20 protein-coding genes, 2 tRNA genes and 3 rRNA genes are annotated in these 24,260 nt (G+C 37.5%); 19 read left to right on the forward strand and 6 right to left on the reverse strand.

Features of this window, described 5'->3' with window-relative positions; translation table 11 throughout:
- Window positions 1-23: 23 nt before the first annotated feature.
- Both CYAN10605_RS18590 and CYAN10605_RS18595 read right to left on the reverse strand, forming a co-directional pair.
- Window positions 24-1,037: a thiamine phosphate synthase gene (locus tag CYAN10605_RS18590; RefSeq protein WP_015219873.1), complete on the reverse strand. Its 1,014-nt coding sequence runs from the start codon at window positions 1,035-1,037 to the stop codon at window positions 24-26.
- A gap of 6 nt (window positions 1,038-1,043) precedes the next feature.
- On the reverse strand, window positions 1,044-2,252 hold the full coding sequence (locus CYAN10605_RS18595; protein WP_015219874.1) for a glycosyltransferase: 1,209 nt from the start codon (window positions 2,250-2,252) through the stop codon (window positions 1,044-1,046).
- A 332-nt stretch (window positions 2,253-2,584) separates the two neighbouring features.
- Between CYAN10605_RS18595 and argB the strand changes: the two genes are divergently transcribed.
- From argB to CYAN10605_RS10300, 5 genes are all read left to right on the forward strand, one after another.
- Entirely contained in the window at window positions 2,585-3,472 is an 888-nt protein-coding gene (argB, locus tag CYAN10605_RS10280; RefSeq protein ID WP_015219875.1) for an acetylglutamate kinase, read from the forward strand.
- 96 nt (window positions 3,473-3,568) lie between these two features.
- Entirely contained in the window at window positions 3,569-3,997 is a 429-nt protein-coding gene (locus CYAN10605_RS10285) for a thiol-disulfide oxidoreductase DCC family protein (protein ID WP_015219876.1), read from the forward strand.
- A 31-nt stretch (window positions 3,998-4,028) separates the two neighbouring features.
- Window positions 4,029-4,505, forward strand: coding sequence for a hypothetical protein (locus CYAN10605_RS10290; protein ID WP_015219877.1), 477 nt, complete (start codon window positions 4,029-4,031; stop codon window positions 4,503-4,505).
- 104 nt (window positions 4,506-4,609) lie between these two features.
- Complete coding sequence (locus tag CYAN10605_RS10295; protein WP_015219878.1) at window positions 4,610-5,773, forward strand: GuaB3 family IMP dehydrogenase-related protein; 1,164 nt, start codon at window positions 4,610-4,612, stop codon at window positions 5,771-5,773.
- Between the two features lie 621 nt (window positions 5,774-6,394).
- Window positions 6,395-6,976 (forward strand): alpha/beta hydrolase, encoded by a 582-nt coding sequence (locus CYAN10605_RS10300; RefSeq protein ID WP_015219879.1) that lies wholly within the window; start codon window positions 6,395-6,397, stop codon window positions 6,974-6,976.
- On the opposite strand, the gene CYAN10605_RS10305 is transcribed toward CYAN10605_RS10300, so the two are convergent.
- Together CYAN10605_RS10305 and CYAN10605_RS10310 are read right to left on the reverse strand one after the other, a co-directional pair.
- Window positions 6,966-7,331: a DUF2237 family protein gene (locus CYAN10605_RS10305; RefSeq protein WP_015219880.1), complete on the reverse strand. Its 366-nt coding sequence runs from the start codon at window positions 7,329-7,331 to the stop codon at window positions 6,966-6,968. The genes CYAN10605_RS10300 and CYAN10605_RS10305 overlap by 11 nt on opposite strands.
- Window positions 7,328-7,951 (reverse strand): TIGR04282 family arsenosugar biosynthesis glycosyltransferase, encoded by a 624-nt coding sequence (locus CYAN10605_RS10310; RefSeq protein WP_015219881.1) that lies wholly within the window; start codon window positions 7,949-7,951, stop codon window positions 7,328-7,330. The genes CYAN10605_RS10305 and CYAN10605_RS10310 overlap by 4 nt, the downstream gene beginning before the upstream one ends.
- Window positions 7,952-8,231: 280 nt before the next feature.
- Here CYAN10605_RS10310 and purB point away from each other — a divergent pair, with 280 nt between their 5' ends.
- Window positions 8,232-9,527 carry an adenylosuccinate lyase gene (purB, locus tag CYAN10605_RS10315; protein ID WP_041922812.1) on the forward strand — a complete coding sequence of 432 codons (1,296 nt, stop codon included), beginning with the start codon at window positions 8,232-8,234 and terminating at the stop codon, window positions 9,525-9,527.
- Between the two features lie 490 nt (window positions 9,528-10,017).
- Here the strand turns inward: purB and moaA are convergent, their stop codons facing one another.
- Window positions 10,018-11,007, reverse strand: coding sequence for a GTP 3',8-cyclase MoaA (gene moaA, locus CYAN10605_RS10320; protein ID WP_015219883.1), 990 nt, complete (start codon window positions 11,005-11,007; stop codon window positions 10,018-10,020).
- 198 nt (window positions 11,008-11,205) lie between these two features.
- On the opposite strand from moaA, the gene CYAN10605_RS10325 reads away from it, so the two are divergent.
- The 12 genes from CYAN10605_RS10325 to CYAN10605_RS10370 all read left to right on the forward strand — a co-directional run bounded on the left by CYAN10605_RS10325 (window position 11,206) and on the right by CYAN10605_RS10370 (window position 21,794).
- Window positions 11,206-11,562 carry a Spx/MgsR family RNA polymerase-binding regulatory protein gene (locus CYAN10605_RS10325; protein ID WP_015219884.1) on the forward strand — a complete coding sequence of 119 codons (357 nt, stop codon included), beginning with the start codon at window positions 11,206-11,208 and terminating at the stop codon, window positions 11,560-11,562.
- Window positions 11,563-11,646: 84 nt separating this feature from the next.
- Window positions 11,647-12,915 (forward strand): molecular chaperone DnaJ, encoded by a 1,269-nt coding sequence (locus CYAN10605_RS10330; RefSeq protein ID WP_015219885.1) that lies wholly within the window; start codon window positions 11,647-11,649, stop codon window positions 12,913-12,915.
- Window positions 12,916-13,092: 177 nt separating this feature from the next.
- Complete coding sequence (gene petN / locus CYAN10605_RS18160; RefSeq protein ID WP_015219886.1) at window positions 13,093-13,182, forward strand: cytochrome b6-f complex subunit PetN; 90 nt, start codon at window positions 13,093-13,095, stop codon at window positions 13,180-13,182.
- A 3-nt stretch (window positions 13,183-13,185) separates the two neighbouring features.
- Window positions 13,186-13,323: a hypothetical protein gene (locus tag CYAN10605_RS18860; RefSeq protein WP_155084708.1), complete on the forward strand. Its 138-nt coding sequence runs from the start codon at window positions 13,186-13,188 to the stop codon at window positions 13,321-13,323.
- 157 nt (window positions 13,324-13,480) lie between these two features.
- Entirely contained in the window at window positions 13,481-14,905 is a 1,425-nt protein-coding gene (locus CYAN10605_RS10335) for an efflux RND transporter periplasmic adaptor subunit (RefSeq protein WP_015219887.1), read from the forward strand.
- 688 nt (window positions 14,906-15,593) lie between these two features.
- Window positions 15,594-17,086 (forward strand): 16S ribosomal RNA (locus tag CYAN10605_RS10340).
- 68 nt (window positions 17,087-17,154) lie between these two features.
- Window positions 17,155-17,228: transfer RNA gene (locus tag CYAN10605_RS10345), tRNA-Ile, on the forward strand.
- A 2-nt stretch (window positions 17,229-17,230) separates the two neighbouring features.
- A tRNA-Ala gene (locus tag CYAN10605_RS10350) sits at window positions 17,231-17,303 on the forward strand.
- Between the two features lie 94 nt (window positions 17,304-17,397).
- A 23S ribosomal RNA gene (locus CYAN10605_RS10355) occupies window positions 17,398-20,171 on the forward strand.
- Between the two features lie 51 nt (window positions 20,172-20,222).
- A 5S ribosomal RNA gene (gene rrf, locus CYAN10605_RS10360) occupies window positions 20,223-20,339 on the forward strand.
- Together the 16S, 23S and 5S rRNA genes with 2 tRNA genes alongside form the textbook arrangement of a ribosomal RNA operon.
- Window positions 20,340-20,763: 424 nt before the next feature.
- Window positions 20,764-21,213 carry a hypothetical protein gene (locus CYAN10605_RS10365; protein ID WP_015219888.1) on the forward strand — a complete coding sequence of 150 codons (450 nt, stop codon included), beginning with the start codon at window positions 20,764-20,766 and terminating at the stop codon, window positions 21,211-21,213.
- 35 nt (window positions 21,214-21,248) lie between these two features.
- Complete coding sequence (locus tag CYAN10605_RS10370) at window positions 21,249-21,794, forward strand: hypothetical protein (protein WP_150108950.1); 546 nt, start codon at window positions 21,249-21,251, stop codon at window positions 21,792-21,794.
- Here CYAN10605_RS10370 and CYAN10605_RS10375 read toward each other — a convergent pair.
- Entirely contained in the window at window positions 21,789-22,268 is a 480-nt protein-coding gene (locus CYAN10605_RS10375) for a DUF2062 domain-containing protein (protein ID WP_241212761.1), read from the reverse strand. The genes CYAN10605_RS10370 and CYAN10605_RS10375 overlap by 6 nt on opposite strands.
- Before the next feature lie 304 nt (window positions 22,269-22,572).
- On the opposite strand from CYAN10605_RS10375, the gene dndC reads away from it, so the two are divergent.
- Window positions 22,573-24,114: a DNA phosphorothioation system sulfurtransferase DndC gene (dndC, locus tag CYAN10605_RS10380; RefSeq protein ID WP_015219891.1), complete on the forward strand. Its 1,542-nt coding sequence runs from the start codon at window positions 22,573-22,575 to the stop codon at window positions 24,112-24,114.
- The last annotated feature ends 146 nt before the right edge of the window (window positions 24,115-24,260 follow it).

Consider the following 24,260-nt stretch of genomic DNA (forward strand, 5'->3'; position numbering starts at 1 on the left):
GTTTTAGGTTTCAGGTGTCAGGTTTAAGAAAGTTTCTTCAAGAGATTTTGTGTTACTTCTTTGGGGTTATCAGCAACCATAATCGCCCTAACTACGGCAACATTTGTCGCGCCTGCCCTCACAACGTCTTCAATATTCGTTTCATCGATGCCACCAATGGCAAACCAAGGAATAGAGGCATTTTCTTGGGCATAACGCACGTATTCTAAACCTGCGGCTTTTTTTCCTGCTTTGGTTGGGGTTTCATAAACAGGCCCCACCCCAATATAGTCCACTTGGTCTGCGATCGCATTTTTCATTTCTTCGGGATTAGTTGTTGATTTGCCAATAATTTTATCTTTGCCTAATAATTGACGGGCTACGGAAATAGGTAAATCTGTTTGTCCTAAATGTACACCATCGGCGTTTACAGCTAAGGCTAAGTCGATGCGATCATTTACTAAAAATAAAGCATTATACTTATGACACAGTTGTTTTAATTTACTAGCTTGTTCATATCTCACAACGTCAGTTTCATCTTTATGGCGATATTGAACTAATTTTAAGCCTCCCTGTAGGGCAGATTCTACCACTTCATATAAATTTTCCACGGGGGAAGTAACTAAATATAGAGAAGATTGCGATAATAACTGATGGTTGTTTTTATTCATGAGTTGACTTTCTAAAGTGTAAACCTGATAGCGCATTTGTTTCATCGTAAGGGCAAATTTGCCGTTAATCAATTTACTATATTCTTCTAAAACTCTTAAGGCTTCTTGAATACGACATAGATTAGCTAATAATACACTGTCTAAATTTTCTCTCTTTTCTTCCTTGGGATGAGTTAAAGTTGTACCGACATCATTAACGGTATCCCTAGCGGCACGAATTTCTGGACTATGCCATTGAGACAACTCTTGACGCATTTGTTTACAAGATTCTGCCATTGTTTGATTATTCAAACCAAAACGACACCATTCCTCAATGATTCTTAATCCTTCTCTGGCTCGATCTAAATTAGCATCTAATATGCGGTAAATAGCTTGTTTTTGCTCCATTTCTGCTTAATCGTTTAAATTTAATCCTACTAATTTCAATTCTTCTTTCAAGTTTTCAGCAACAGGGCGGTTTTGTTGTTTATGCAAATTGTACGCTTTTTGAAAGACCTCTGCACTTTCTTCCATATATCCTTGTTGAAGTAGTAAGACTCCTAAATTTTGATACGCCCAAGGATATTCGGGATTTAACTTTATTGATTGACGGTAAGTTTCCATGGCTAAAGAAATATTACCCATCGCTCGGTGAGTTAAGCCTAAGTTATAGTAAGCAAAGGCGTAGTGAGGTTCAATGATGATACATTGTCGATAAAGGTTTAAGGCTTGTTGATATTGTCCTCTTTGATAACAAAGGCTACCAAAGTTATGATAAGCTCCTAGTTTTAATTTACCTAAGATGGGAGATGCGATCGCTTTTTGATAATGTTTAACTGCCAAGGAAATTTGCCCTTCTTTCACATAAGCATTAGCAAGGTGGTAGTGCAGTTCAAATAGTGTTGTAGAGGTCGCTAGACTCGATTTTAAACCCGTTTTTAACAATTTTAGACCTTTTTTGATCTCTCCCAAAGAAACGTACAAAGCCCCCAATTTACTGCAAACATAGGCATCATGGGGATTTTGTGCCAAATAACTTTCCATGGCTTTACGAGCTTTTTGGGCTTTCTCTTGTTGGGCAATAACTTCTGGTTGATAACCATAATGTGCGATCGCAACTTCATTAGAATCAAATATTTTCCATTGTTTCTCTTTTTCTTGTAAAGCAATGACAGAATCATCAATCAGGGCGTGATAAGGACGAGAAAAACTAATCTGGGGATGACGACGGAAAAGTCGAGAAAGAGAAGAATAAGGAGAAGAAACCGTGCCAATTTCATGGCGAATAAGATTAATAACTAAACAGTCATCTTTTTCCATCAAAGGGGTTATTTGAGAGATAATTTTTGGGTTAAAAACCTCATCCGCATCTAAAACTAAAACCCAATCTCCTGAAACATACTGTAAACCAAAATTTCTTGCTTGGGCAAAATCATCATTCCACTGATAATCATAAACTTTTGCTCCATAGTTAATCCCTATCTCTTTGGTATTATCGGTTGAACCAGTATCAACAATAATCATTTCCCCGACAATATCTTTAACGCTATCTAAGCATTTAGGAAGGTTATGAGCCTCATTTTTGACGATCATTGCCAAAGAAATATTACTATTGTGTACCATTTTTTCCTTGTTCAAAATAAATATAAATGTAAAGAATAGAATTTAACTGGTGAATAAATTAAAAAAGGTCGAAGGGCAAGAGGCAAAAGGCAAACCCCCCTTTATCCCCCCTTAAGAGGGGGGAGGGCAAAAGAGTTTAATTAACACGCTTCCCTAACACCTCTTTCTAAACTCCTAACCGCTAACGCTTTAATTTCTTAGCTTATTTTTTTCTAATAACTTAAATAATTGTTAAGTATAACAGTTCGTGACAAACTTTCTTTTGACAAGATTCCCTTAAAATCTATTCAATAAGTAATTACAAATACATAAAAGTAAAAATAATCATTGCTATGTCCAAAAAAATCGTTGAGAGTGAATATTATCGAGAACAAGAAGCAACCAGAGTCAGAATTTTAAGCGAAGCCTTACCCTATATTCAAAAATTTTCAGGACGTACTATTGTTGTGAAATATGGCGGTGCGGCGATGAAAGATGGTACTCTCAAGGAATATGTGATTCGAGATATTGTTTTTCTCGCTTCTGTGGGGGTTAATCCAGTAGTTGTACATGGTGGTGGACCAGAGATCAATACATGGTTAACAAAATTAAATATAGAACCTCAATTTAAAGATGGTTTAAGAGTTACGGATGCTACTACGATGGATGTTGTGGAAATGGTTTTGGTGGGTAGGGTGAATAAAGAGTTAGTGTCTATGATTAATCGGGCTGGAGGAAGTGCTGTTGGCATCTGTGGAAAAGATGGTAATTTAGTTAAAGCAAGATCAGTAGATCAAGAAAATGTTGGTTTTGTGGGAGAAGTTACTAATGTCGATATTAGTTTGGTAGATGCCCTTGTTAAAAGTGGATATGTGCCGATTATTTCTAGTGTGGCGGCAGATAATGAAGGACAAGCCCATAATATTAATGCGGATACTTTTGCTGGAGAAATAGCGGCGGCGTTGGGAGCAGAAAAATTAATTTTGTTGACCGATACCCCCGGCATTCTTAAAGATTATCATGATCACTCCACTCTCCTTTATAAATTAACGATTCAAGAAGCCCGTGATTTAATCGATAATGATATTGTTAGTGGTGGCATGATACCAAAAGTAAACTGTTGTGTGCGATCGCTCGCTCAGGGAGTAAAGGCGGCTCATATTATTGATGGACGTATTCCCCATGCGTTACTGTTGGAAATTTTTACGGATGATGGTATTGGTTCAATGATTGTACCCTAATTTTACTTAGTAGTTTTTAAGAATAAAAAATTAGCAATTAGTAATTACTAATTATCTTTGATAAAATGTTTTATTAAGATAAGTATTAATCAGAAAATGAGTTCAGCCAATTATATAATTATTTACGACGGAAACTGCAATTTGTGTGTCAATTTTACTAAATTATTAGAAAGATTCGATCGCGGTAAATTATTTCGATATATTCCCATGCAAAATACCGCAATTTTAGAAACCTTAAATATTACTCCCCAAGACTGTGAACAGGGGATGATATTGAAAAAAATCGAAGATAATAGTTTAATATGGCAAGGAAGCGAAGCCGCAGAAAAAATTATAGAATTATTACCTAATGGTCAATTATTTATTAACGCTTATCGTTCTATCCCTAATCTTAAATTCATAGGAGATAAAAGCTATCTAAAAATTAGAGATAATCGTTATCAATGGTTTGGTGGTAGGGAAAAAACTTATTATTCTCCCTATAATTTGAACTGCAAAAATAACTCGGATTGTTTAGTTAATTAATAGTTAATATTTTTCATTATTTGTCGTATTAATGAATAGTAAAAACCTAGAAATTTTTGTAAAAACTATTAATATAAATGATTATATTATTCTTAATAAAGAAAAACTTTTACCAGACTGGCAACAAGTACCTAAAACAATTATTTTCTTATTTTTTCGTTGTCAACATAGCCTAAATGGTAATAATTTAAAATCTGAAGAAATAGAAAAAGAAAGACTACTTTTAGAGTTCTACACATTAGGAAAAAAGTTTTATTATCATAGTCAAAATCAAAAAATATTATCCGAAGTAATTTGTCCAAAAACAGGTTTTCCCATCTATTCAAACAAAGGAAAAGAAATATTTATCACTCAGCAATTAGTCAAAAGATATTTGCCATCATTTAAGGTGAAAACAAAAGAATGTGGTTTATTTCATCCTCTTTGGGGTCAAGCAGTTTACCCTTGTATAATATTGTCTGGGGCAGAATTAACTATAAATAAATCAATAATATCAGCCATAACTTGATCAACTCTGCTATTAAGAATTACATAGAAAAAGTATTGCTCAAATTGCCACGATAGTTCAAAATTTGATAATCTAAACTAATAACTTATAGTAGAAAGAATAAAGTGAGTATTATTATAGGACGTGGCAAATCCGCTCGTAGAGCGTATGGTATAGACGAAATTGCATTAGCACCGGGAAATAGAACCCTCGACCCTAGTTTAGCAGACACCCGTGTTAATTTAGGGGGTATTGAAAGAGAAGTTCCCATTATTGCCAGTGCGATGGATGGTGTTGTTGATGTAAGAATGGCAGTATTACTCTCTGAATTAGGAGCTTTAGGAGTCCTTAATTTAGAGGGTATTCAAACCCGTTATGAAGATCCTAACCCCATTCTCGATCGCATTGCCTCTGTTGGCAAATCAGAATTTGTGGGCTTAATGCAGGAATTATATAGTGAGCCAATTAAACCGGAATTAATCAAACAAAGAGTTATTGAAATCAAAGAACAAAAAGGGATTGCCGCCGTTAGTTTCACCCCTGCCGGTGCTAGTCAATACGGAAAAGTAGTTGCAGAAGCTGGAGCCGATTTAGTCTTCATTCAAGCAACAGTAGTTTCTACAGCCCATTTATCCCCTGAATCTATCACTCCCCTTGATTTAGCTGGTTTTTGTGCCGAAATGCCTATGCCCGTCATTCTTGGTAACTGTGTTACTTATGATGTTGCTTTAAATCTGATGAAAGCAGGTGCGGCAGGTGTTTTAGTGGGAATTGGTCCTGGTGCCGCTTGTACGTCAAGAGGAGTACTTGGTGTTGGTGTACCTCAAGCAACTGCTGTGGCTGACTGTGCCGCCGCTAGGGATGATTTTGAGAAAGAAACAGGTAAATATGTGCCGATTATTGCTGATGGTGGCATTATTACTGGAGGGGATATTTGTAAATGTATCGCTTGTGGTGCCGATGCTGTGATGATTGGTTCACCCATTGCTCGTTCAGAAGAAGCCCCTGGCCGTGGTTTCCACTGGGGTATGGCAACTCCTAGCCCTGTTCTTCCTCGTGGTACTAGAATTAATGTTGGTACTACTGGTACAATTAAAGAAATCCTTAGAGGTCCTGCAAAATTAGATGATGGTACTCATAATCTTTTAGGTGCATTACAAACCAGTATGGGTACTTTAGGGGCTAAAAATATAAAAGAAATGCAGGAAGTTGAAGTGGTAATCGCACCTTCTTTATTAACAGAAGGTAAAGTTTATCAAAAAGCCCAACAATTAGGTATGGGGAAATAATTTAATTAACTGAATTCAATAGAAAATTTTTGGTGGTGTAAAAGTGTCAGGTGTCAAGGGATTGGGGAATTAGGACATTAGGGTGTTGGGGTTAAAACAGTTGACCTAAATCTGTAGAAATTTGTAGAATATAAATCAATAAGGTGGTAAAAACGTAAATCCTTGAGGGGCTGTCACCTGAACTTGGTTCAGGGGAAGGGGCTGTCTCTGCCACCTGTGGGCAGAGCTTGTAAGCCCCGTCTTGTAAGCCCCGTATCTTAAGTATCCTAAAAGTGGGAAAGGGAAACTAAGTAACACAATTAGGTAGTAGCCTTGCCGTTAGGCTTATAGTCTAAGTGCGAAATTAGACTATGAAAGAAATTCTGCAATTTTCACTATTGTTTTCTAAACGGTGAGAAGTTAATTAAACACTTTTGACTCTTGCCCTTCTCCTCTTTTAAGGGGAGACACGGAGGGGTTTTTCCTCTTGCCTACCTTAGCCGACAATGTTATGTAGAATTCAGGTGATTAAGATTGAACTTTTGCTTAACTTGTGCGTCTGATGGATATAGTTAATTAATGAAAGTTATTTAACCTCGGTTTAAGATAATACTTTGAGGTTGAGAGGAAAATACTATAAGAATGGATATAAAATATATCAAAACATCTCGCACTAATAGCAAATATCGATTATCTTCAATGCAACTGCTTTTTTTTCGTTGTTTGGGGATTGTTGCTTTTTCTTCCACTATGTTAGGGTTTGTTTTCCCTGTAAATGCCTCAGAAAAAGTTATTCTTAAATATGGAATGTGGCAAGAATCTCTCCCTGTTTCCGATATGACGGTGTTCTGTGATACTGGCGAAATTTCTACTACTTTAAGTTATTATATCCGCTTATCGAATCAAAGTTCCGATCGCATCAATAATGTTTTATGTAAACCGATTGCGGTTAATGGGGTAACTCTTTCTAAAATGCTGAATAATCCTGTGGGTGGTTTTATTTTGGATTTATTTGGTGAGGTGATTACTACCCCTAGTAAAAAAGCCAGTCGAGAATCTTTGAGGGGGGCTTTAGTTACTTCTGCCCTAGAAAATGATGATATTAGTATTATAGAAGTATTAAACAATTATCCTACGAATGAAGTACACCTGAACGGCGATCGCCTTGTGGAATTTTACCGTCAGGTAGAAGATGTTTTAAAAATAATTCCTGTTAATCTATAGAGTATTCCTGTAATATTTCTAATGGGACAAACTCAAGGGTTTTTTCATGGGTAGCCTCAAGGATAATTGGGGGTGCAAATCCTGCTTTTAGGGCTTCTACCCAACGACTAACACATAAACACCATTTATCCCCTGCTTTTAAACCGGGAAAATTAAACATCGACACGGGGGTAATTAAGTCATTACCTTGTTTCTTGCTGTAAAGCAAAAATTCTTCTGTTACCTGTGCGCATACGGTATGTAAACCTCTATCTTCTAATCCTGTGTCACAACAACCGCTACGATAAAATCCTGTCATTGGTGATGTGCAACAAGTTTTTAAGGGTTTTCCATAGACGTTTCTGGAGTTAGTCATTTTTCCTCACTGATAATCTTACTCTCTAAATATTGTAAGTCTTCGGGGCGATCGATGTCTCTTAAAGTAGGTAATTGATAAATACTATATTTTAATTGAGATGCAGTCTCAACTGTGGTTTCAAAAACAGAATCAGTCCCCCATTTTATATTAGTAAATAATTCTTTTTTTAGCTGTTTTAAAGCAATTAAATAATAGCCACCATCTTCAGCTTTTCCTATGACTAAATCATAAAAATTCAGTTGATTAAAAGTATCATTTAAGATATTTTCATCCAAATCAATACAATCTGTTCCGATTAAAACCACATGAGAGAAATTATTTTTGAAACTATCAGCAAAAGCAGAATACATTTTTTCTCCTAAATTATCGCCGTTTTGAGGATAATAATTATAATTATTTCCCAACCATGCTTTCATTAAAGTTTGATTACCACCAGCAAAATAAACACTAACATCCACATCAACTATTTCTTTTAATTTGTCAGTTTTTTTCACCGTCATTTCTGTCATTGACTTATGGAAAAAACAGGCTTTTTCTGCTCCAATTGCTGGAATTAATCTAGTTTTTGTTTTACCTATTTCTGGATAACGAGTGAAGATAATTAATTTTTTTTTCATTAACAAACTAATTTTTAAACAAAGTTTTGTCTCTTATTTATACCCTATCTGAGTTCAAGGAAAAAACCATTGAGAAATAAGGAATTGAGACATCAAAATATTATCACTATTGCCCATTCCCCTAATACCTCAACACCTAACCTTATCCGATATTCTTAAACCGAACTAAGGTTAGATAATGCAATAAAACTTAAAAACTGAATAGTTGAAATCTTTGCCCCTTGTCTTTTTTTCGGTAGAATATAACAGTTGTATTTGCAAGAAAAGCGAAATTATTGCAGTGATTGAACGCTATACTTTGCCCGAAATGGGGGCTATCTGGACAGACGAGTATCGATTGAAAACTTGGTTACAAGTAGAGATTGCCGTGTGCGAAGCTCAAGCAGAATTAGGTAAAATTCCTGCGGAGGCGGTAGAGGAAATTAAAGCAAAAGCTAACTTTGATGTAAAGCGAGTATTGGAAATTGAAGCGGAAGTTCGCCACGATGTAATTGCTTTTTTGACTAATGTAAATGAATATGTAGGAGATGCGGGAAGATATATTCATTTGGGCATGACCAGTTCTGATATGCTAGATACTGCTTTAGCATTACAGATGGTAGCAAGTTTAAACTTGATTTTGGAGTGTGTGGAAGAAACGATCCAAGCTATTCGTTATCAAGCCCAAAAACATCGTTATACTATCATGGTGGGGCGTTCCCATGGTATTCATGCTGAACCCATTACATTTGGCTTTAAATTGGCTGGTTGGTTAGCAGAAATGCGTCGTCACCGCGATCGCCTCGTCAAATTACGTCAGGATGTTGCTGTAGGACAAATTTCGGGAGCAGTGGGAACTTATGCAAACATCGATCCCCAAATAGAAGCGATCGCCTGTTCTAAACTAGGATTACAACCTGACACCGCTTCCACTCAAGTTATATCGCGCGATCGCCATGGGGAATTTGTACAGCAATTAGCATTATTAGCGGCTTCCTTAGAACGTTTTGCCGTAGAAATTCGTAACCTACAACGTACCGATGTTTTAGAAGTAGAAGAATACTTTTCCAAAGGGCAAAAAGGTTCATCGGCAATGCCCCATAAACGTAATCCCATTCGTAGTGAAAGAATTACGGGTATGGCAAGAATTATCAGAGGAAATGCAGTTGCGGCTTTAGAAAACGTTGCTTTATGGCACGAAAGAGATATTTCTCATAGTTCAGTAGAAAGAGTCATTCTTCCTGACACTTGTATTTTGACTCATTTTATGCTCAAAGAAACCACTAATCTTGTGCAAAATCTCCTAGTTTATCCTGAGAATATGGCAAGAAATATGAATGTTTATGGTGGGGTTATTTTTTCGCAAAAAGTCCTTTTGGCATTGGTAAGCAAAGGCATGAGTAGAGAAGATGCTTATCGAGTAGTTCAAGGATGCGCTCATCAAGCATGGAATACTGAAAACGGTAATTTCCGTAAACTGATTGAGAATAATAATGAAGTCACAGAATTATTATCACAAGAAGATATTAATACCTGCTTTGACCCTAATCAACATTTAGCAAATCTTGATGTTATTTATGAAAGATTAGGAATTTAATTATCTAAGCAATATTTTCTCATTGTCAGCTATCAGCAATCATCGAGCTCTGATGAGTTTTTTTACAAATAACTAAATAAAAGTTTGTAATTGATATAATCAAAACATCACTAGCAGTATCATTTAATTGATTGAAAGTTAAAAGTTAATAAAAAATGCGAATAACTAATTTTTTTCTTATCACTACAATTTTATTTTACTGCTAGAAATTTATATTAAACAAAAATATCAAGAGGTTTTATTATGGTGAAAAGAGAAAAAAATGAAATTCCCCTAGCTCCAGAAAATGCTTTTTTAATTATATTTCTGTTAATTTTAATACCCTTACTGCTCACTGGCTTTTTATCTCAATAAAAAAATTACAGATAATAGTTTTAACTAGCTATTAATTAAGGTTCTTAAAAATTTATTAATCTTAAAAACAAAGCATTATTCATCAATTACTCATTCTATTATTTTTCTTCGATCGCACTTATTCGATAAAATAAAACTAACCTCCTATTTGAGACATCGTACGTTTATAAATACCACTATCAGTACCAGAATTTCTTTCTTTAAAATTTATTTCAGGCTTTATTAATAATAAATCAGCTACTTTTTTTCTTATTTCTTCCGTTGTAATTCCTTTTCTCAAATCATTTTTTAAATTAATTTGTCCAGTTTCATTCAATAAACAAGGTCTTAACCAACCATCCGCAGAAAGCCTAATTCTATTACAGCGATCGCAAAAGCACTCTGACATTTGTGAAATAAAACCTAATGTCCCCTTACTATTAGGTATTTTAAATACATCTGCTGGACCATGCCCCAAAATATTTGCCTCTTCTAAACCCCATTTTTTCCTGATCATTTCTCTAATATCCTCTGAGGGAATCCATGCTTTTTCAGTGAATAATTTTTCATTGCCAATGGGCATAAATTCAATAAATCTAACGTGCCAATTTTTATCAATGGTTAATTGAGCTAAATCTAAAATTTCATGATCATTAATATTAGGAATAATCACCACATTTAACTTTAAAGGATTAAATCCTACTTCATAAGCCTTCTGTATTCCTAACCACGTTTTTTGCCAAAAATTACGATTTTTCCTCCCAATAATAAGATCAAAATTTTTCGGATTAAGAGAGTCTAAACTAATATTAATTCTCCTTAAACCAGCATCATACAAAATCTGTGCTTGTTCTGTTAATAAATAACCATTAGTAGTTAAAGCAATATCCTGTGTCTCAGGTAAAAGATTAATTTCTTCGATTATTTCTCGTAAATCTGGGCGCAATAAAGGTTCTCCCCCAGTCAAACGAAATTTAGTGAAACCCAAGGGAATAAATACCTCTTTTAACAATATTAATAATTCTGAACACGAAAGAATCTCTGAAGATAAAAGGTATTTTAATTCTTCTCCTTCAGGCATACAATACTGACAACGAAAATTACACCTATCGATAAGACTAATACGAAGATAATCGACTTTATTCACTGATTAATAGTAATGATTTGATAAACTAAATACAACTTAATTAAAGAATTAATATTCTATCAATATAGCATTAGTTTAATTGATTTATAAGCAGTGAAAGAATATTTAAAATGCAAAAATTAAATCCTCAACTATTAATGAAAATTAAAGGTAGAATATTTATTGTTTGTCAGTTAACAACAGATTTCAGCAATAAATATGACCCTTTATGTATATGGTATTCCCAATTGTGGAACGTGTAAAAAAGCCATACAGTGGCTAGAGGAAAATAATGTTACTTACCAGTTCATTAATACTAAAGAAAATCCTCCCCAAGAAAAAATGATAAAAGAGTGGGTAAATACTTTAGGTGTAAAGTCCATGCGTAACACATCGGGGATGTCTTATCGGGCATTAGGCGAAGAAAAAAACTCTTGGACAGAAGCAGATTGGATTAAGGCATTTGCCAAAGATGCTATGCTATTGAAAAGACCTTTATTTGTGAAAAATAATCAGGCTGTATTAGTTGGTTTTCGAGCAAATGAGGCTGTCAAGAAAGAAAAACTATGTACCTAGTCAACACAAATTAAAACTAAAAATATAAGGGAGATAAATTTATGGGTCAATCAACTCACTATTTATCTTCTACTTTAACTTGATATGGATAACTTAAGCATTGAGCAATGCTATAAAATATTAAACATAGATAATGATCTTACTCTTGCTGAGATCGATAAGCACTACTATTCATTAGTAGCGGAAAAGTTAAAGTCTGGAGAAAAAGAAGAATTAGTTAGTATTCGTCAGGCATACCTACAATTAACAGAATATAAACAGAAAGAGCAGAAAAATAAAGAAAAAACGCAAACTAAACAATTTGACATTTACTTAACTAAAACTTTAAATAAAGAGTTACTGTATTTAGGGGTAAGAATAAAAGTTGAATCATATCCTGATCATATTCTCTTAAAATTTAGGAATTTGACTAAAATAAAAAAATCACAAATAGTTAAATTAGTTTATGATTATTTAACAAAATTAATTAAGGAAGAAACCAAAATAGTTTTAATAAATTTTGGTCATAAAAATCAGATTATTTGGCAAACAGAATTTAAAATACTACCAAATATTAGTCCCGATAAACTTGCTAATTATAATCAAGATATTTTCCTTGCAGAAGCAGAAATAAAAACTAATACTTATGCTTTACCCATCGCATTTTTTATTGCCTTTGCTATCAATTTTATCGATCCATTAGTATGGTTTATCAGTGTCTGGATTCATGAGTTAGGACACGCAACTTTAGCATGGTTTTCAGGTTATAGAGCGATGGTAACATTTGCGGCAACTATCGTTTCTTTCGAGCATTCTTTATTTGTTTATTTTGGTATTTTATTTTTGTTACTGTTAACTATCTATAGTACTTGGAAAGAAAACAAAAAATATATCATAATTTTTCTTGTATTTTTAATCTTTTTACAGTTTATTTTGACTTGGACTATATCCCGCTCTACTTATGGAATGTTATTAGCTTTTGCTGGTATTGGAGGGGAATTTTATTTAAGTACTCTTTTCATTATCAGTTTTTATTGGAATTTACCTCAACGTTTTTATTGGGAATTTTGGCGATATATTTTCCTTATTTGGGGAATGATCACTTTCTGGGGGAGTTGGACAAGATGGCAAAAAATAAAAGTTGGTAAAAGTCAAATTCCTTGGGGGACTTTTTGGAGTGGTAGAGGTGATTCTGGTGGAGATTTGAATATTTTAAGAAATCAACATGATTGGGGTATTGAACGAATTATTAACACTTATAATACTTTAGGTTTTATTTGTTTTTTAGTCATTTTATTCGTCTATTTTTATAACCTTTGGATTAGTAATCCCAATCTACGATTAAGAGTTAATAAAATGTTTTCAAAATTTTGAGTAAATAAGTTTATTAAATTATTGATATAAATAGATTTGTGGCAGTTTTTCATTCAATCTCTACTAATTTAAACTTTGAACCCATAACTCAAATCAGGATAGTTGATGTATCGGACAAGGAAATGATATGATATATGACCGTTAAAGCTCTAAATTAAGTATAAAAAAATTAACAATATGGATATTCTTACATTAGGATGGGTAGGCATTTTATCTCTTTTCACATGGTCGATCGCAATGGTAGTATGGGGGCGTAAAGGCTTTTAAATCGTGGAATTTAGTCCCTTATTTAATGTTTTATTTATCGTTGCCCTCGCCTTGCTAGTTTTCGTTAGTGGTGGCATCCTATATCTTACCACCCTTGAATGGCGCGATCGCCGCCGTCGTGATCGAGATAAACGTCTATAATTTAATCCTTCCTTCAAAATGTATTTTGTTGGGTTTAATAACCCAACACTACAAAGTCTTAATTCTTTTAGTTGATTCTCCACATCACAACTGAGCTTAAATTTGTTAACTTTGTAGAAAAAGATTATGACCTATTGATTTCGGTGTAAACCAATTTATGACCGTGAGTAACTCAGAAAAACAAAAAAATCCTCTTCCTTGGATTTTTGGAATAATGACTGGTGGTATTTTATTAATAGTAGGGATTGCCTATTCCTCGATAAATCGTCCTAAAACTTCCAATATCATTGATCAATATACTGTTACTGTTCAAAGAGAAAATATTGCTCTGGAAATTCAAGCCAGTGGTACAGTAGAACCCATTCAGAGCGTCAATATCAGTCCCAAAAATCCCGGACGCATTGTTAAATTATTAGTTGATCAAGGGGTGATTGTCAAAAAAGGTCAACCAATAGCGGTCATGGAAAATGAAGAATTATACGTTCAAGGAATTCAAGCGGAAGCCAGACTTAAGGAAGCTCAATCCGCCTTGCAAGAAACGGACATAAGAATACAAGGTGAAATACAAGCATTATCCGCTCAATTAGCCCAAGCAGTCGCACGATTAGAAGAATCAAAACAAAGAATACCCAAACAAATGGATCAAGTGCGATCGCAACTTAAAGAAGCTGAATCACGATTAAGACTAGCAGAAACCCAACTCAAAAGAAACGAAAATCTTTTAAAAGAAGGTGCAATCAGTCAAGATCAATTTGACCAACTAGCGAATCAATATTTAGTAGCCCAAGCCGACATTCAAGAGGTTTTACAAAGGTTGCAAGAATTACAAGCCACAGAAGATCCAGAAATAAAACGTTTAGAAGCATCTGTTGGTGAAGTCAAAATCGCCCTTGAAGAAAGACAAGTAAGAAGACAAGCAGAAATTGAAAAGCTAAAAGCTAATGTGGAATCAGCAAAAGCTGATTTAGAAATCGCAAAAATTCAATATCAAGATAGCTTTATTACTGCCCCTTTTGACGGTATTATCACCCAAAGATTTGCCACTGAAGGTGCTTTCGTTACTCCTACCACATCAGCATCGAGTACTGCTTCTGCCACTTCTACATCTATCGTTGCCCTAGCTAGAGGATTAGAAATTGTCGCTAAAGTCCCAGAAATAGACCTCAATCAAATTCAAATAGGTCAACCCGTCGAAATTGTTGCCGATGCTTATCCCAATCAAACATTTCAAGGAGTAGTAAGAGCGATCGCCCCTGAAGCCATCATCGAACAAAACGTCACTTCTTTTGAAGTCAAAATAGATATTCTTACGGGAAAAGAAAAATTACTGTCCAAAATGAATGTGGAAGTTAACTTTATTGGTAGGCAACTAGATAATGTATTAGTTGTACCGACAGTGGCAATTGTTACAGAAAAAGGGCAAACAGGAGTCATGATACCTAACCAAGAAAACGAACCCGAATTTCAACCTATAACTATCGGAGCATCCGTTGACGACAAAACTCAAGTGTTAAGCGGTGTAATGCCTGGACAAAAAGTATTCATTGACCTTCCGCCTAGCCAGCAACCAAAAAGCGAATAACCTAAGGTAGATAATGCACACTTTTCTATTTAGCGTTTACACTTGTCCAAAGCCTATAAAAGTTAAAATTTTAAGCTGTTAAACATTAAAACATATTATTGAAATACTCTTTTTCCCCTAAAAATCAAGCATTCGTCCGTCCAAAATCAAGAAAATCATTATGCCAAATTCCTAAATTAATAAACCTTAAAGCCCATACCCATCCTCGATGACACCATTTTTTATCAACTCCTATTTATGATTTTCCATAAAAGCCGACATTGAAATGAGGCTAGAACATTATTTCAGTCTTTGAATTGTCATTCTGAATAAAACACAACAACTTTACCAATACTGTACCTCTCCGATTTAATCCTTACACCCCCCAAAAACACCCATCGACGTTCCTAGCTCAAAAAAACAAGAAAAATCTTAAAAACCTTAAACAGTTGCAATATATAGGTTTTAGCGAATAATGAACAAGAAAGAAGAAAAAAATGTAGAAAAAAAGTTGCCATTTTAAAAAAGGTTAGTTATATTAGTATTTGTGCGATTGAGCCACACGCTCAACTCTGACACACCACGAACCTCGATAATTCAATATTTTTCTAGCCATCATAACCAAATACAAATCCTTGTTCAATTCATTTAATTGAAAAACAAAAAACAGGAATCAGGTAGTGAAAGCAAGTAATTGTAAGTAACAACCACTATGGAGAGTTTGATCCTGGCTCAGGATGAACGCTGGCGGTATGCCTAACACATGCAAGTCGAACGGGCTCTTCGGAGCTAGTGGCGGACGGGTGAGGAACGCGTGAGAACCTGCCTCAAGGTCGGGGACAACAGTTGGAAACGACTGCTAATACCGGATGAGCCGAATAGGTAAAAGATTTATCGCCTAGAGAGGGGCTCGCGTCTGATTAGCTAGATGGTGAGGTAAAGGCTTACCATGGCGACGATCAGTAGCTGGTCTGAGAGGATGAGCAGCCACACTGGGACTGAGACACGGCCCAGACTCCTACGGGAGGCAGCAGTGGGGAATTTTCCGCAATGGGCGAAAGCCTGACGGAGCAATACCGCGTGAGGGAGGAAGGCTCTTGGGTTGTAAACCTCAAAACTTAGGGAAGAAAAAAATGACGGTACCTAATGTAAGCATCGGCTAACTCCGTGCCAGCAGCCGCGGTAATACGGAGGATGCAAGCGTTATCCGGAATCATTGGGCGTAAAGAGTCCGTAGGTGGCACTTCAAGTCTGCTTTCAAAGACCGAAGCTCAACTTCGGAAAGGGAGTGGAAACTGAAGAGCTAGAGTATAGTAGGGGTAGAGGGAATTCCTAGTGTAGCGGTGAAATGCGTAGAGATTAGGAAGAACACCAGTGGCGAAGGCGCTCTACTGGGCATATACTGACACTGAGGGACGAAAGCTAGGGGAGCGAAAGGGATTAGATACCCCTGTAGTCCTAGCGGTAAACGATGGATACTAGGCGTAGTGCTGTTAGAAGGACTGTGCCGAAGCTAACGCGTTAAGTATCCCGCCTGGGGAGTACGCACGCAAGTGTGAAACTCAAAGGAATTGACGGGGACCCGCACAAGCGGTGGAGTATGTGGTTTAAATTCGATGCAACGCGAAGAACCTTACCAAGGCTTGACATCCTGCGAATCTTGGAGAAATCTGAGAGTGCCTAAGGGAACGCAGAGACAGGTGGTGCATGGCTGTCGTCAGCTCGTGTCGTGAGATGTTGGGTTAAGTCCCCGCAACGAGCGCAACCCTCGTCCTTAGTTGCCAGCATTAAGTTGGGGACTCTAGGGGAGACCCGCCGGGGGAGAACTCGGGGGAAGGTGGGGAGTGACGTCAAGTCAGCATGCCCCTTACGTCTTGGGCTACACACGTACTACAATGGTTGGGACGAAAGGGGAGCGAAACCGCGAGGTGGAGCGAATCTCATCAAACCCAGCCACAGTTCAGATTGCAGGCTGAAACTCGCCTGCATGAAGGAGGAATCGCTAGTAATCGCAGGTCAGCATACTGCGGTGAATCCGTTCCCGGGTCTTGTACACACCGCCCGTCACACCATGGAAGTTGGTCACGCCCGAAGTCGTTATTCTAACCCAAGTGGAAGGAGACGCCGAAGGTGGGACTAGTGACTGGGGTGAAGTCGTAACAAGGTAGCCGTACCGGAAGGTGTGGCTGGATCACCTCCTTTAAGGGAGACTTCGAGAAGAAGTCAGCAAGGAAATGGGGAGGGCTAGAAAAATAAAGAAAGAGGTGTTGGGGCTATTAGCTCAGGTGGTTAGAGCGCACCCCTGATAAGGGTGAGGTCCCTGGTTCAAGTCCAGGATGGCCCATTGGGGGTATAGCTCAGTTGGTAGAGCGCCTGCTTTGCAAGCAGGATGTCAGCGGTTCGAGTCCGCTTACCTCCAGAAGAACGAGTTTAGCACGGTGAAAAGTCACTACTGCTGAACAAAAAGTTCAGTGAGAGCCTTGAAAACTGCATAGAAAAATAGGGAAGATTAAGGTCAAGAAAAGAAGGGCCGATGGTGGATACCTAGGCACACAGAGGCGAAGAAGGACGTAGCAACCTGCGAAAAGCCTCGGGGAGTCGGAAGCAGACGTAGAGCCGAGGATGTCCGAATGGGGCAACCCTAAAAACACACCTAAAAGGTGATGAGCGAACCTGGTGAACTGAAACATCTTAGTAGCCAGAGGAAGAGAAAACAAAAGTGATTCCCTTAGTAGCGGCGAGCGAAGCGGGAAAAGCCTAAACCATTGTCTAAGGAGAATGGGGTAGTGGGACACCAAAACATGACAGAGAAGGTTAAATGAACTAGCTGAAAACTAGACCAAAGAAGGTGAAAGTCCTGTAATTGAAAACCGACGAAGCATAGGTGAATCCCGAGTAGTCAGGGATAAGTGGAATCCCTGGTGAATCAGCCACGACCACGTGGTAAGGCTAAATACTACTGTGTGACCGATAGAGAAAAGTACCGCGAGGGAAAGGTGAAAAGAACCCCGGGAGGGGAGTGAAAAAGAACATGAAACCATCGGCTTACAAGCAATGGGAGTCCCATTAGAAGGGATGACCGTGTGCCTGTTGAAGAATGAGCCGGCGACTTACAGGTCGTGGCAGGTTAAGACGAAAAGTCGAAGCCAAAGGGAAACCGAGTCCGAAAAGGGCGAGAAGTCACGGTTTGTAGACCCGAACCTTGGTGATCTAACCATGTCCAGGATGAAGCTACCGTAACAGGTAGTGGAGGTCCGAACCGACCAATGTTGAAAAATTGGCGGAGGAGGTGTGGTTAGGGGTGAAATGCCAATCGAACCAAGAGCTAGCTGGTTCTCCCCGAAATGTGTTGAGGCGCAGCGGTGTGAAAGGTCATCGGGGGTAAAGCACTGTTTCGTTGCGGGCTGGGAGACCGGTACCAAGATGAGACAAACTCAGAATACCGATGAATGGTAGCACTAGTGAGACGGTGGGGGATAAGCTTCATCGTCAAGAGGGAAACAGCCCAGACCATCAGCTAAGGTCCCCAAGTACTAACTAAGTGAGAAAGGAGGTGGGAGTGCTTAGACAACCAGGAGGTTTGCCTAGAAGCAGCAATCCTTGAAAGAGTGCGTAATAGCTCACTGGTCAAGCGCTCCTGCGCCGAAAATGAACGGGGCTAAGTTAGTCACCGAAGCTATGGACTACATTGTAGTGGTAGGGGAGCGTTCTATTAAGGGTGAAGCATTAGCGGCAAGCAGATGTGGACGAGATAGAAGTGAGAATGTCGGCTTAAGTAGCGAAAATTAGGGTGAGAATCCCTAACCCCGAAAGCCCCAAGGGTTTCTCCAGAAGGTTCGTCCGTGGAGAGTTAGCCCGGACCTAAGGCGAAGCGAATAGCGTAGTCGATGGCAAGCAGGTAAATATTCCTGCGTGCTTAATTGGAGTTGCTACAGGGACCCATGAAAACTAAGCACACCCTGAGTGGATTGGGAGCGAGTAATCGTGAGTGTGGAAAGATAGTGGCAAGAAAAGCTGTAGTAATGTGAGAAATTAAGTCCCGGTACCCGAAACCGACACAGGTGGGCACGTAGAGAATACGAAGGGGAGCGAGGTAACTCTCTCCAAGGAACTCGGCAAAATGACCCCGTAACTTAGGGAGAAGGGGTGCCACCGAGAGGTGGTCGCAGTGAAGAGTCCCAGGCGACTGTTTAGCAAAAACATAGGTCTCTGCAAACTCGAAAGAGGAGGTATAGGGGCTGACGCCTGCCCAGTGCCGGAAGGTTAAAGAAGTTGGTCAGCGAAAGTGAAGCTAGCGACTGAAGCCCCGGTGAACGGCGGCCGTAACTATAACGGTCCTAAGGTAGCGAAATTCCTTGTCGGGTAAGTTCCGACCCGCACGAAAGGCGTAACGATCTGGGAGCTGTCTCGGAGAGAGGCTCGGCGAAATAGGATTGTCTGTGAAGATACGGACTACTTACACTTGGACAGAAAGACCCTATGAAGCTTTACTATAGCTTGGAATTGTGTTCGGGCTGGCAGTGCGCAGGATAGGTGGGAGGCGTAGAAGTATTCCTTGTGGGGGATACAGAGCCAACGGTGAGATACCACTCTCTGCTAGCTAGAATTCTAACTCGAATGAGGACAGTTTCAGGTGGGTAGTTTGACTGGGGCGGTCGCCTCCAAAATGGTAACGGAGGCGTACAAAGGTTACCTCAGACTGGTTGGAAATCAGTCGAAGAGTGCAAAGGCAGAAGGTAGCTTGACTGCGAGACCAACAAGTCGAGCAGGGTGGAAACACGGTCTTAGTGATCCGACGGTGCTGTGTGGAAGGGCCGTCGCTCAACGGATAAAAGTTACTCTAGGGATAACAGGCTGATCTCCCCCAAGAGTTCACATCGACGGGGAGGTTTGGCACCTCGATGTCGGCTCATCGCAACCTGGGGCGGAAGTACGTCCCAAGGGTTGGGCTGTTCGCCCATTAAAGCGGTACGTGAGCTGGGTTCAGAACGTCGTGAGACAGTTCGGTCCATATCCGGTGTAAGCGTGAGAACATTGAGAGGAGCCTTCCTTAGTACGAGAGGACCGGGAAGGACGCACCGCTGGTGTACCTGTTATCGTGCCAACGGTAAACGCAGGGTAGCCAAGTGCGGAGAGGATAACCGCTGAAAGCATCTAAGTGGGAAGCCCACCTCAAGATGAGTGTTCTGGTGTAAGGTCACGGGAAGAAGACCCGTTAATAGGCACAAGGTGGAAGTGCAGTAATGTATGAAGCCGAAGTGTACTAATAGACCGTCATCTTGACCTAAAGAACTATGAAATTCTATGCAGTCTTGAAGGTTATTCCTTCGAGAGTATAGCTGGTGTGACTAGCACTATGGAACCACTACGAACCATCCCGAACTCGTGGGTGAAACATAGTAGCGGCGACGATACTGCTTGGGAGACCGAGTGGGACAATAGTTCCATGCCAGCTTTAACATTCTTCCTTTACAATTCTATCTTCCATTGAATCATCACTTTCTATAAGTTAAGTGGTGATTTTCTGGTTTATAGCTGTACTTTAGACCAGTATAGTTTTCGTCATGCTCTAGTGGTGTTTTTTTTATATCTTCAAATTCCCAAAATTCACTGGCACTCAAGCCTCTTTTTTTTAATCTTTCTTACTAAATGTAAAAATCAGAGAACCTGAAACCTGATCTTATCTGATATTGTTAAGCGAAATTGGGGTTAATTTAGTTTGAAAAGTTGGTGATGACGGTCAAACGTTTTGATGTCGACTGTGAAAAACTCTGCTTAAAAACGGGGTTTGGGGAGACTTGTATTAAATCAAATAAATTGCTATTAGATGAGATTATAATTATGATTGAAAAATAATTTTATTTTTAATTTTTCTCAAGATGAATAACTGTCAAAAACTATTACAAAGTATTTTATCTCTTCATCAATCTCTTTTTTCCTTACTATTTTTATCAAGTCTTTTTCTTTTAACGGTAACAACTAAGAGTATTTCTGCTAGACCATTATGTTATCTTATTGATGCGAATGGAAATCAAATCAATTTATCGGGTATTTGTGGTCAATCTAAAAAAACTGCTATTATTCAAGAAAGACAACCTCCTACTCCTCCTGCTTTGCCTCAGAATGGTCAATCTAACGTAAATCCAAATCAAACTAACACAACACCCCCAGAAAACTCTGCAAATACTGAAAACGCAATACCAAATTCTCAAAATACCGCAGATGCTCAAAAGGAGGAAGAAATAGATACCTCTGAATTTCCTCCTGCACAAAGAAAAATTCCTTTATTACAGAATCAAAGAAAAGAGCAAATTACCGAGGAAAAATAAAAGCAATTAAATAAAATTACTTGATTAATAATTTAATGATGAATAAATATTACTCTTTAGTGGTATTTGGCAATAATAAGCGAGTCAATTTGAAGAAGCTAAATAGAGAGTTGGAATTGCAAAAGAGTCAATGTTTAGAATTTTTTAAAAATCAGATAGAAATTAATATTAATTTTTTAGATTCTACAATTACTAGCTTTTCTGAAATAAATAACTTGTTGGGTAATTTGAAGGGAGATGTCTTTATTTTATTAAAGATTGAATATTATCCAAAAGATAGCTGGTTAAAAAACATCATTACTTCTTTTGATAAAAGTCATCACTCTATATTGATAGGGAAAATAACTGAAAATAATTTATTGTTTAATTGGTTTAAGCAAGAAAAAAATAATCAAGAAGATATAGTTAATGAAATTGAGAAATATATCGGTAATTGTGCTTTAAAAAAATCTTTTATTGAACCAATTTTGTGTCTAAAATCAGCATATAATGAGCGGGAAAAAAGTTGTTATAAACGCATTTTCAGGGAAGTGGAAACAGAAATACTCTATCTAGAAAATGTAGAGGTCGTCAAATTATAATTTGTTTTTTTTCCAATGATATAGTAAACGTAATATAAAATGATAAGCAATGGTAGCAAAAACTATTCCTACAATGACAGATCCAAATAATAGAGTGACAGTTATTTCCGTTCCCATTTGTGCAAATTCACGCCATGATTGCCAATTAAATTGTAAGTCTTGATTACTGATAAAAAAACCTAAGATAATTTTACCCACATGAAAATTAAATATAAATAAAGGGACATAGGTAAAGGGATTACTAATCCAAGTACCCATTAAAGCTGTGAATTTATTTCCTCTGACTATAAAAGCTAATAAAAGACTTATTAAAAATTGCAAACCCATTAGGGGTAAGCATCCGGAAAAGACTCCTACCGCAAAGCCTCTCGCAATTTTATGGGGATGTTCCCTTAATCTTAGTAACTTCCATTTATAATATTTTCCATATCTTTTCCATGGATAATCTTTTTTTCTAAATTGCTTTTTATTCAATTTTTTTGTTTTAGAATAGTAGCAATTTTTTGTCAATTTTTGTTTTACATTAGAAGTTTTATTTTTATGAACAAAATTCATGTTTTGATTTAATAAAAATCTGTATTTATGGTAAAATTAATTGTAAAATAATTAAGAATTCCTAATATAAAAAAACAAGGAATATTATTAGTATAACAATTAGAAGTAATAGTAATTTGCCAAAAAATATGAATTAGTTTACTCCCATGATAGCTAATATCTTGTTAAACTCTTGGTTAAGACTATTGTAATTATCCTTTGTTCCTTTTTCTCAATTTTTGCCATGAATACTCAACAAATTCCACTTTTTCCCCCTCGCAGTTTAGAGGAATTGGTAAATGATATTGAAATGTTGACGGCGGAAATTCAAGAGCTATACTGTCAAGATTCTCTTCCTTGGATTATTGGTTATAGCGGGGGCAAAGATAGTTCCTGTATTTTACAACTAATCTGGAATGCGATCGCATCTTTACCAGAAAATAAACGCCACAAAAAAATCTATATAATTACAACAGATACACAGGTAGAGAATCCAGTGGTTGCCCATTGGGTGAAGAATTGTCTCGAAAGGATCAAAAAAACTGCACAAGAAAAAAATATGCCCTTCGAGCCTCATTTAATATATCCTGCGGTAAAAAACACTTTTTGGGTTTGTTTAATTGGCAAAGGCTACCCTGCTCCTCGTAATGGTTTTCGTTGGTGTACAGAAAGAATGAAAATCCAACCTGCGGAAAATTTTATCAAAGAAAATGTGCGTTGCTATGGAGAGGTAATTTTAGTTTTAGGCACTCGTAAAGCGGAAAGTATTACTAGGGCGAGAAGTATGGAAAAACACGCCAAGGGAAGATTTAGAGAACGTTTGAATATTAACTCTCGTTTGCCCAATTCCTATATTTATACACCCATTGAAGATTGGCGTACCGATGAAGTTTGGCTATATTTATTGCAATATCAAAATCCTTGGGGAGGAGATAATCAAGATTTATTTACTCTCTATCGAGGTGCTACTGCCGATAATGAATGCCCCTTAGTGGTGGATACTTCTACTCCTAGTTGTGGTGATTCTCGCTTTGGTTGTTGGGTATGCACGATGGTAAGTAAAGATAAATCCATGGAAGCAATGATTCAAAACGATGAAGATAAGGATTGGTTACAACCTTTGCTAGATTTGCGTAATGAATTAGATATTCGAGATGATAAAGATAAACGAGATTTTCGGCGTATTTATGGCAAAGTAGAATTATTTACCCGTAATAATGGAGAAGAAGAATCTATACAACCGATTCATGGTCCTTATCTCAAACAGTGGCGGGAATATTGGTTAAGAAAACTATTAGAAGCACAGGTAAGTGTTCAGAAAAATGCCCCCCCTCAATTCCAGAATTTAGAGTTAATTACCACAGAGGAGTTAAGCGAAATTCGTCGTATTTGGTTGGAGGAAAAGCACGAATTTGAGGATAGCTTACCCCGCATTTATCAAGAAGTAACAGGGAAAGAATTTTTTGATCCTCGTGTTGGGGCGGGAAATAATCTTTTGGGCAGTGAAGAATGGCAATTGCTAGAGGAATTGTGCGAGGGAGATGCTATGCACTTGGAATTAATGACCAAGTTACTTGATATTGAAAGACAATTTTTTACTAAGGTTCGTCGTGTCGGTATCTATCAAGCCCTTGAAAAATGCTTTGAAACCAGTTCTCGTTCTCAAGAAGATGCGATCGCAAATGCTAAGTATATTCAAGAAGTAAAAGAAGCAGCAAAGTCAGGAGATGTCAAGACTTTGCAACAAAAATTAACATGGGGTAGTTTAAAATTTACTAAATCTTAACTAAACCTCAGTTCGGTTTAAGAATATCGGATAAACGTAGGTATCTGGTTTCAGGTTGGAGGTGTTGGGGATAGGGGGATGAGGGGATGAGGGGAGAGGGGGAAACAAGTAATTAGTATTCGTGGTTTTTCATTCTTAATTCTTAA

It is taken from the genome of Cyanobacterium aponinum PCC 10605, from assembly GCF_000317675.1.
Classification (GTDB): Bacteria; Cyanobacteriota; Cyanobacteriia; order Cyanobacteriales; family Cyanobacteriaceae; genus PCC-10605.

What these genes read in the sequence shown, in the direction of transcription:
- CYAN10605_RS18590 (WP_015219873.1), bottom strand. Translation starts at nt 1,037, where the DNA reads ATGGAGCAAAAACAAGCTATTTACCGCATATTAGATGCTAATTTAGAT.
- CYAN10605_RS18595 (WP_015219874.1), bottom strand. Translation starts at nt 2,252, where the DNA reads ATGGTACACAATAGTAATATTTCTTTGGCAATGATCGTCAAAAATGAG.
- argB (WP_015219875.1), top strand. Translation starts at nt 2,585, where the DNA reads ATGTCCAAAAAAATCGTTGAGAGTGAATATTATCGAGAACAAGAAGCA.
- CYAN10605_RS10285 (WP_015219876.1), top strand. Translation starts at nt 3,569, where the DNA reads ATGAGTTCAGCCAATTATATAATTATTTACGACGGAAACTGCAATTTG.
- CYAN10605_RS10290 (WP_015219877.1), top strand. Translation starts at nt 4,029, where the DNA reads ATGAATAGTAAAAACCTAGAAATTTTTGTAAAAACTATTAATATAAAT.
- CYAN10605_RS10300 (WP_015219879.1), top strand. Translation starts at nt 6,395, where the DNA reads ATGGATATAAAATATATCAAAACATCTCGCACTAATAGCAAATATCGA.
- CYAN10605_RS10305 (WP_015219880.1), bottom strand. Translation starts at nt 7,331, where the DNA reads ATGACTAACTCCAGAAACGTCTATGGAAAACCCTTAAAAACTTGTTGC.
- CYAN10605_RS10310 (WP_015219881.1), bottom strand. Translation starts at nt 7,951, where the DNA reads ATGAAAAAAAAATTAATTATCTTCACTCGTTATCCAGAAATAGGTAAA.
- CYAN10605_RS10325 (WP_015219884.1), top strand. Translation starts at nt 11,206, where the DNA reads ATGACCCTTTATGTATATGGTATTCCCAATTGTGGAACGTGTAAAAAA.
- CYAN10605_RS10330 (WP_015219885.1), top strand. Translation starts at nt 11,647, where the DNA reads ATGGATAACTTAAGCATTGAGCAATGCTATAAAATATTAAACATAGAT.
- petN (WP_015219886.1), top strand. Translation starts at nt 13,093, where the DNA reads ATGGATATTCTTACATTAGGATGGGTAGGCATTTTATCTCTTTTCACA.
- CYAN10605_RS10335 (WP_015219887.1), top strand. Translation starts at nt 13,481, where the DNA reads ATGACCGTGAGTAACTCAGAAAAACAAAAAAATCCTCTTCCTTGGATT.
- CYAN10605_RS10365 (WP_015219888.1), top strand. Translation starts at nt 20,764, where the DNA reads ATGAATAACTGTCAAAAACTATTACAAAGTATTTTATCTCTTCATCAA.
- CYAN10605_RS10370 (WP_150108950.1), top strand. Translation starts at nt 21,249, where the DNA reads ATGATGAATAAATATTACTCTTTAGTGGTATTTGGCAATAATAAGCGA.
- dndC (WP_015219891.1), top strand. Translation starts at nt 22,573, where the DNA reads ATGAATACTCAACAAATTCCACTTTTTCCCCCTCGCAGTTTAGAGGAA.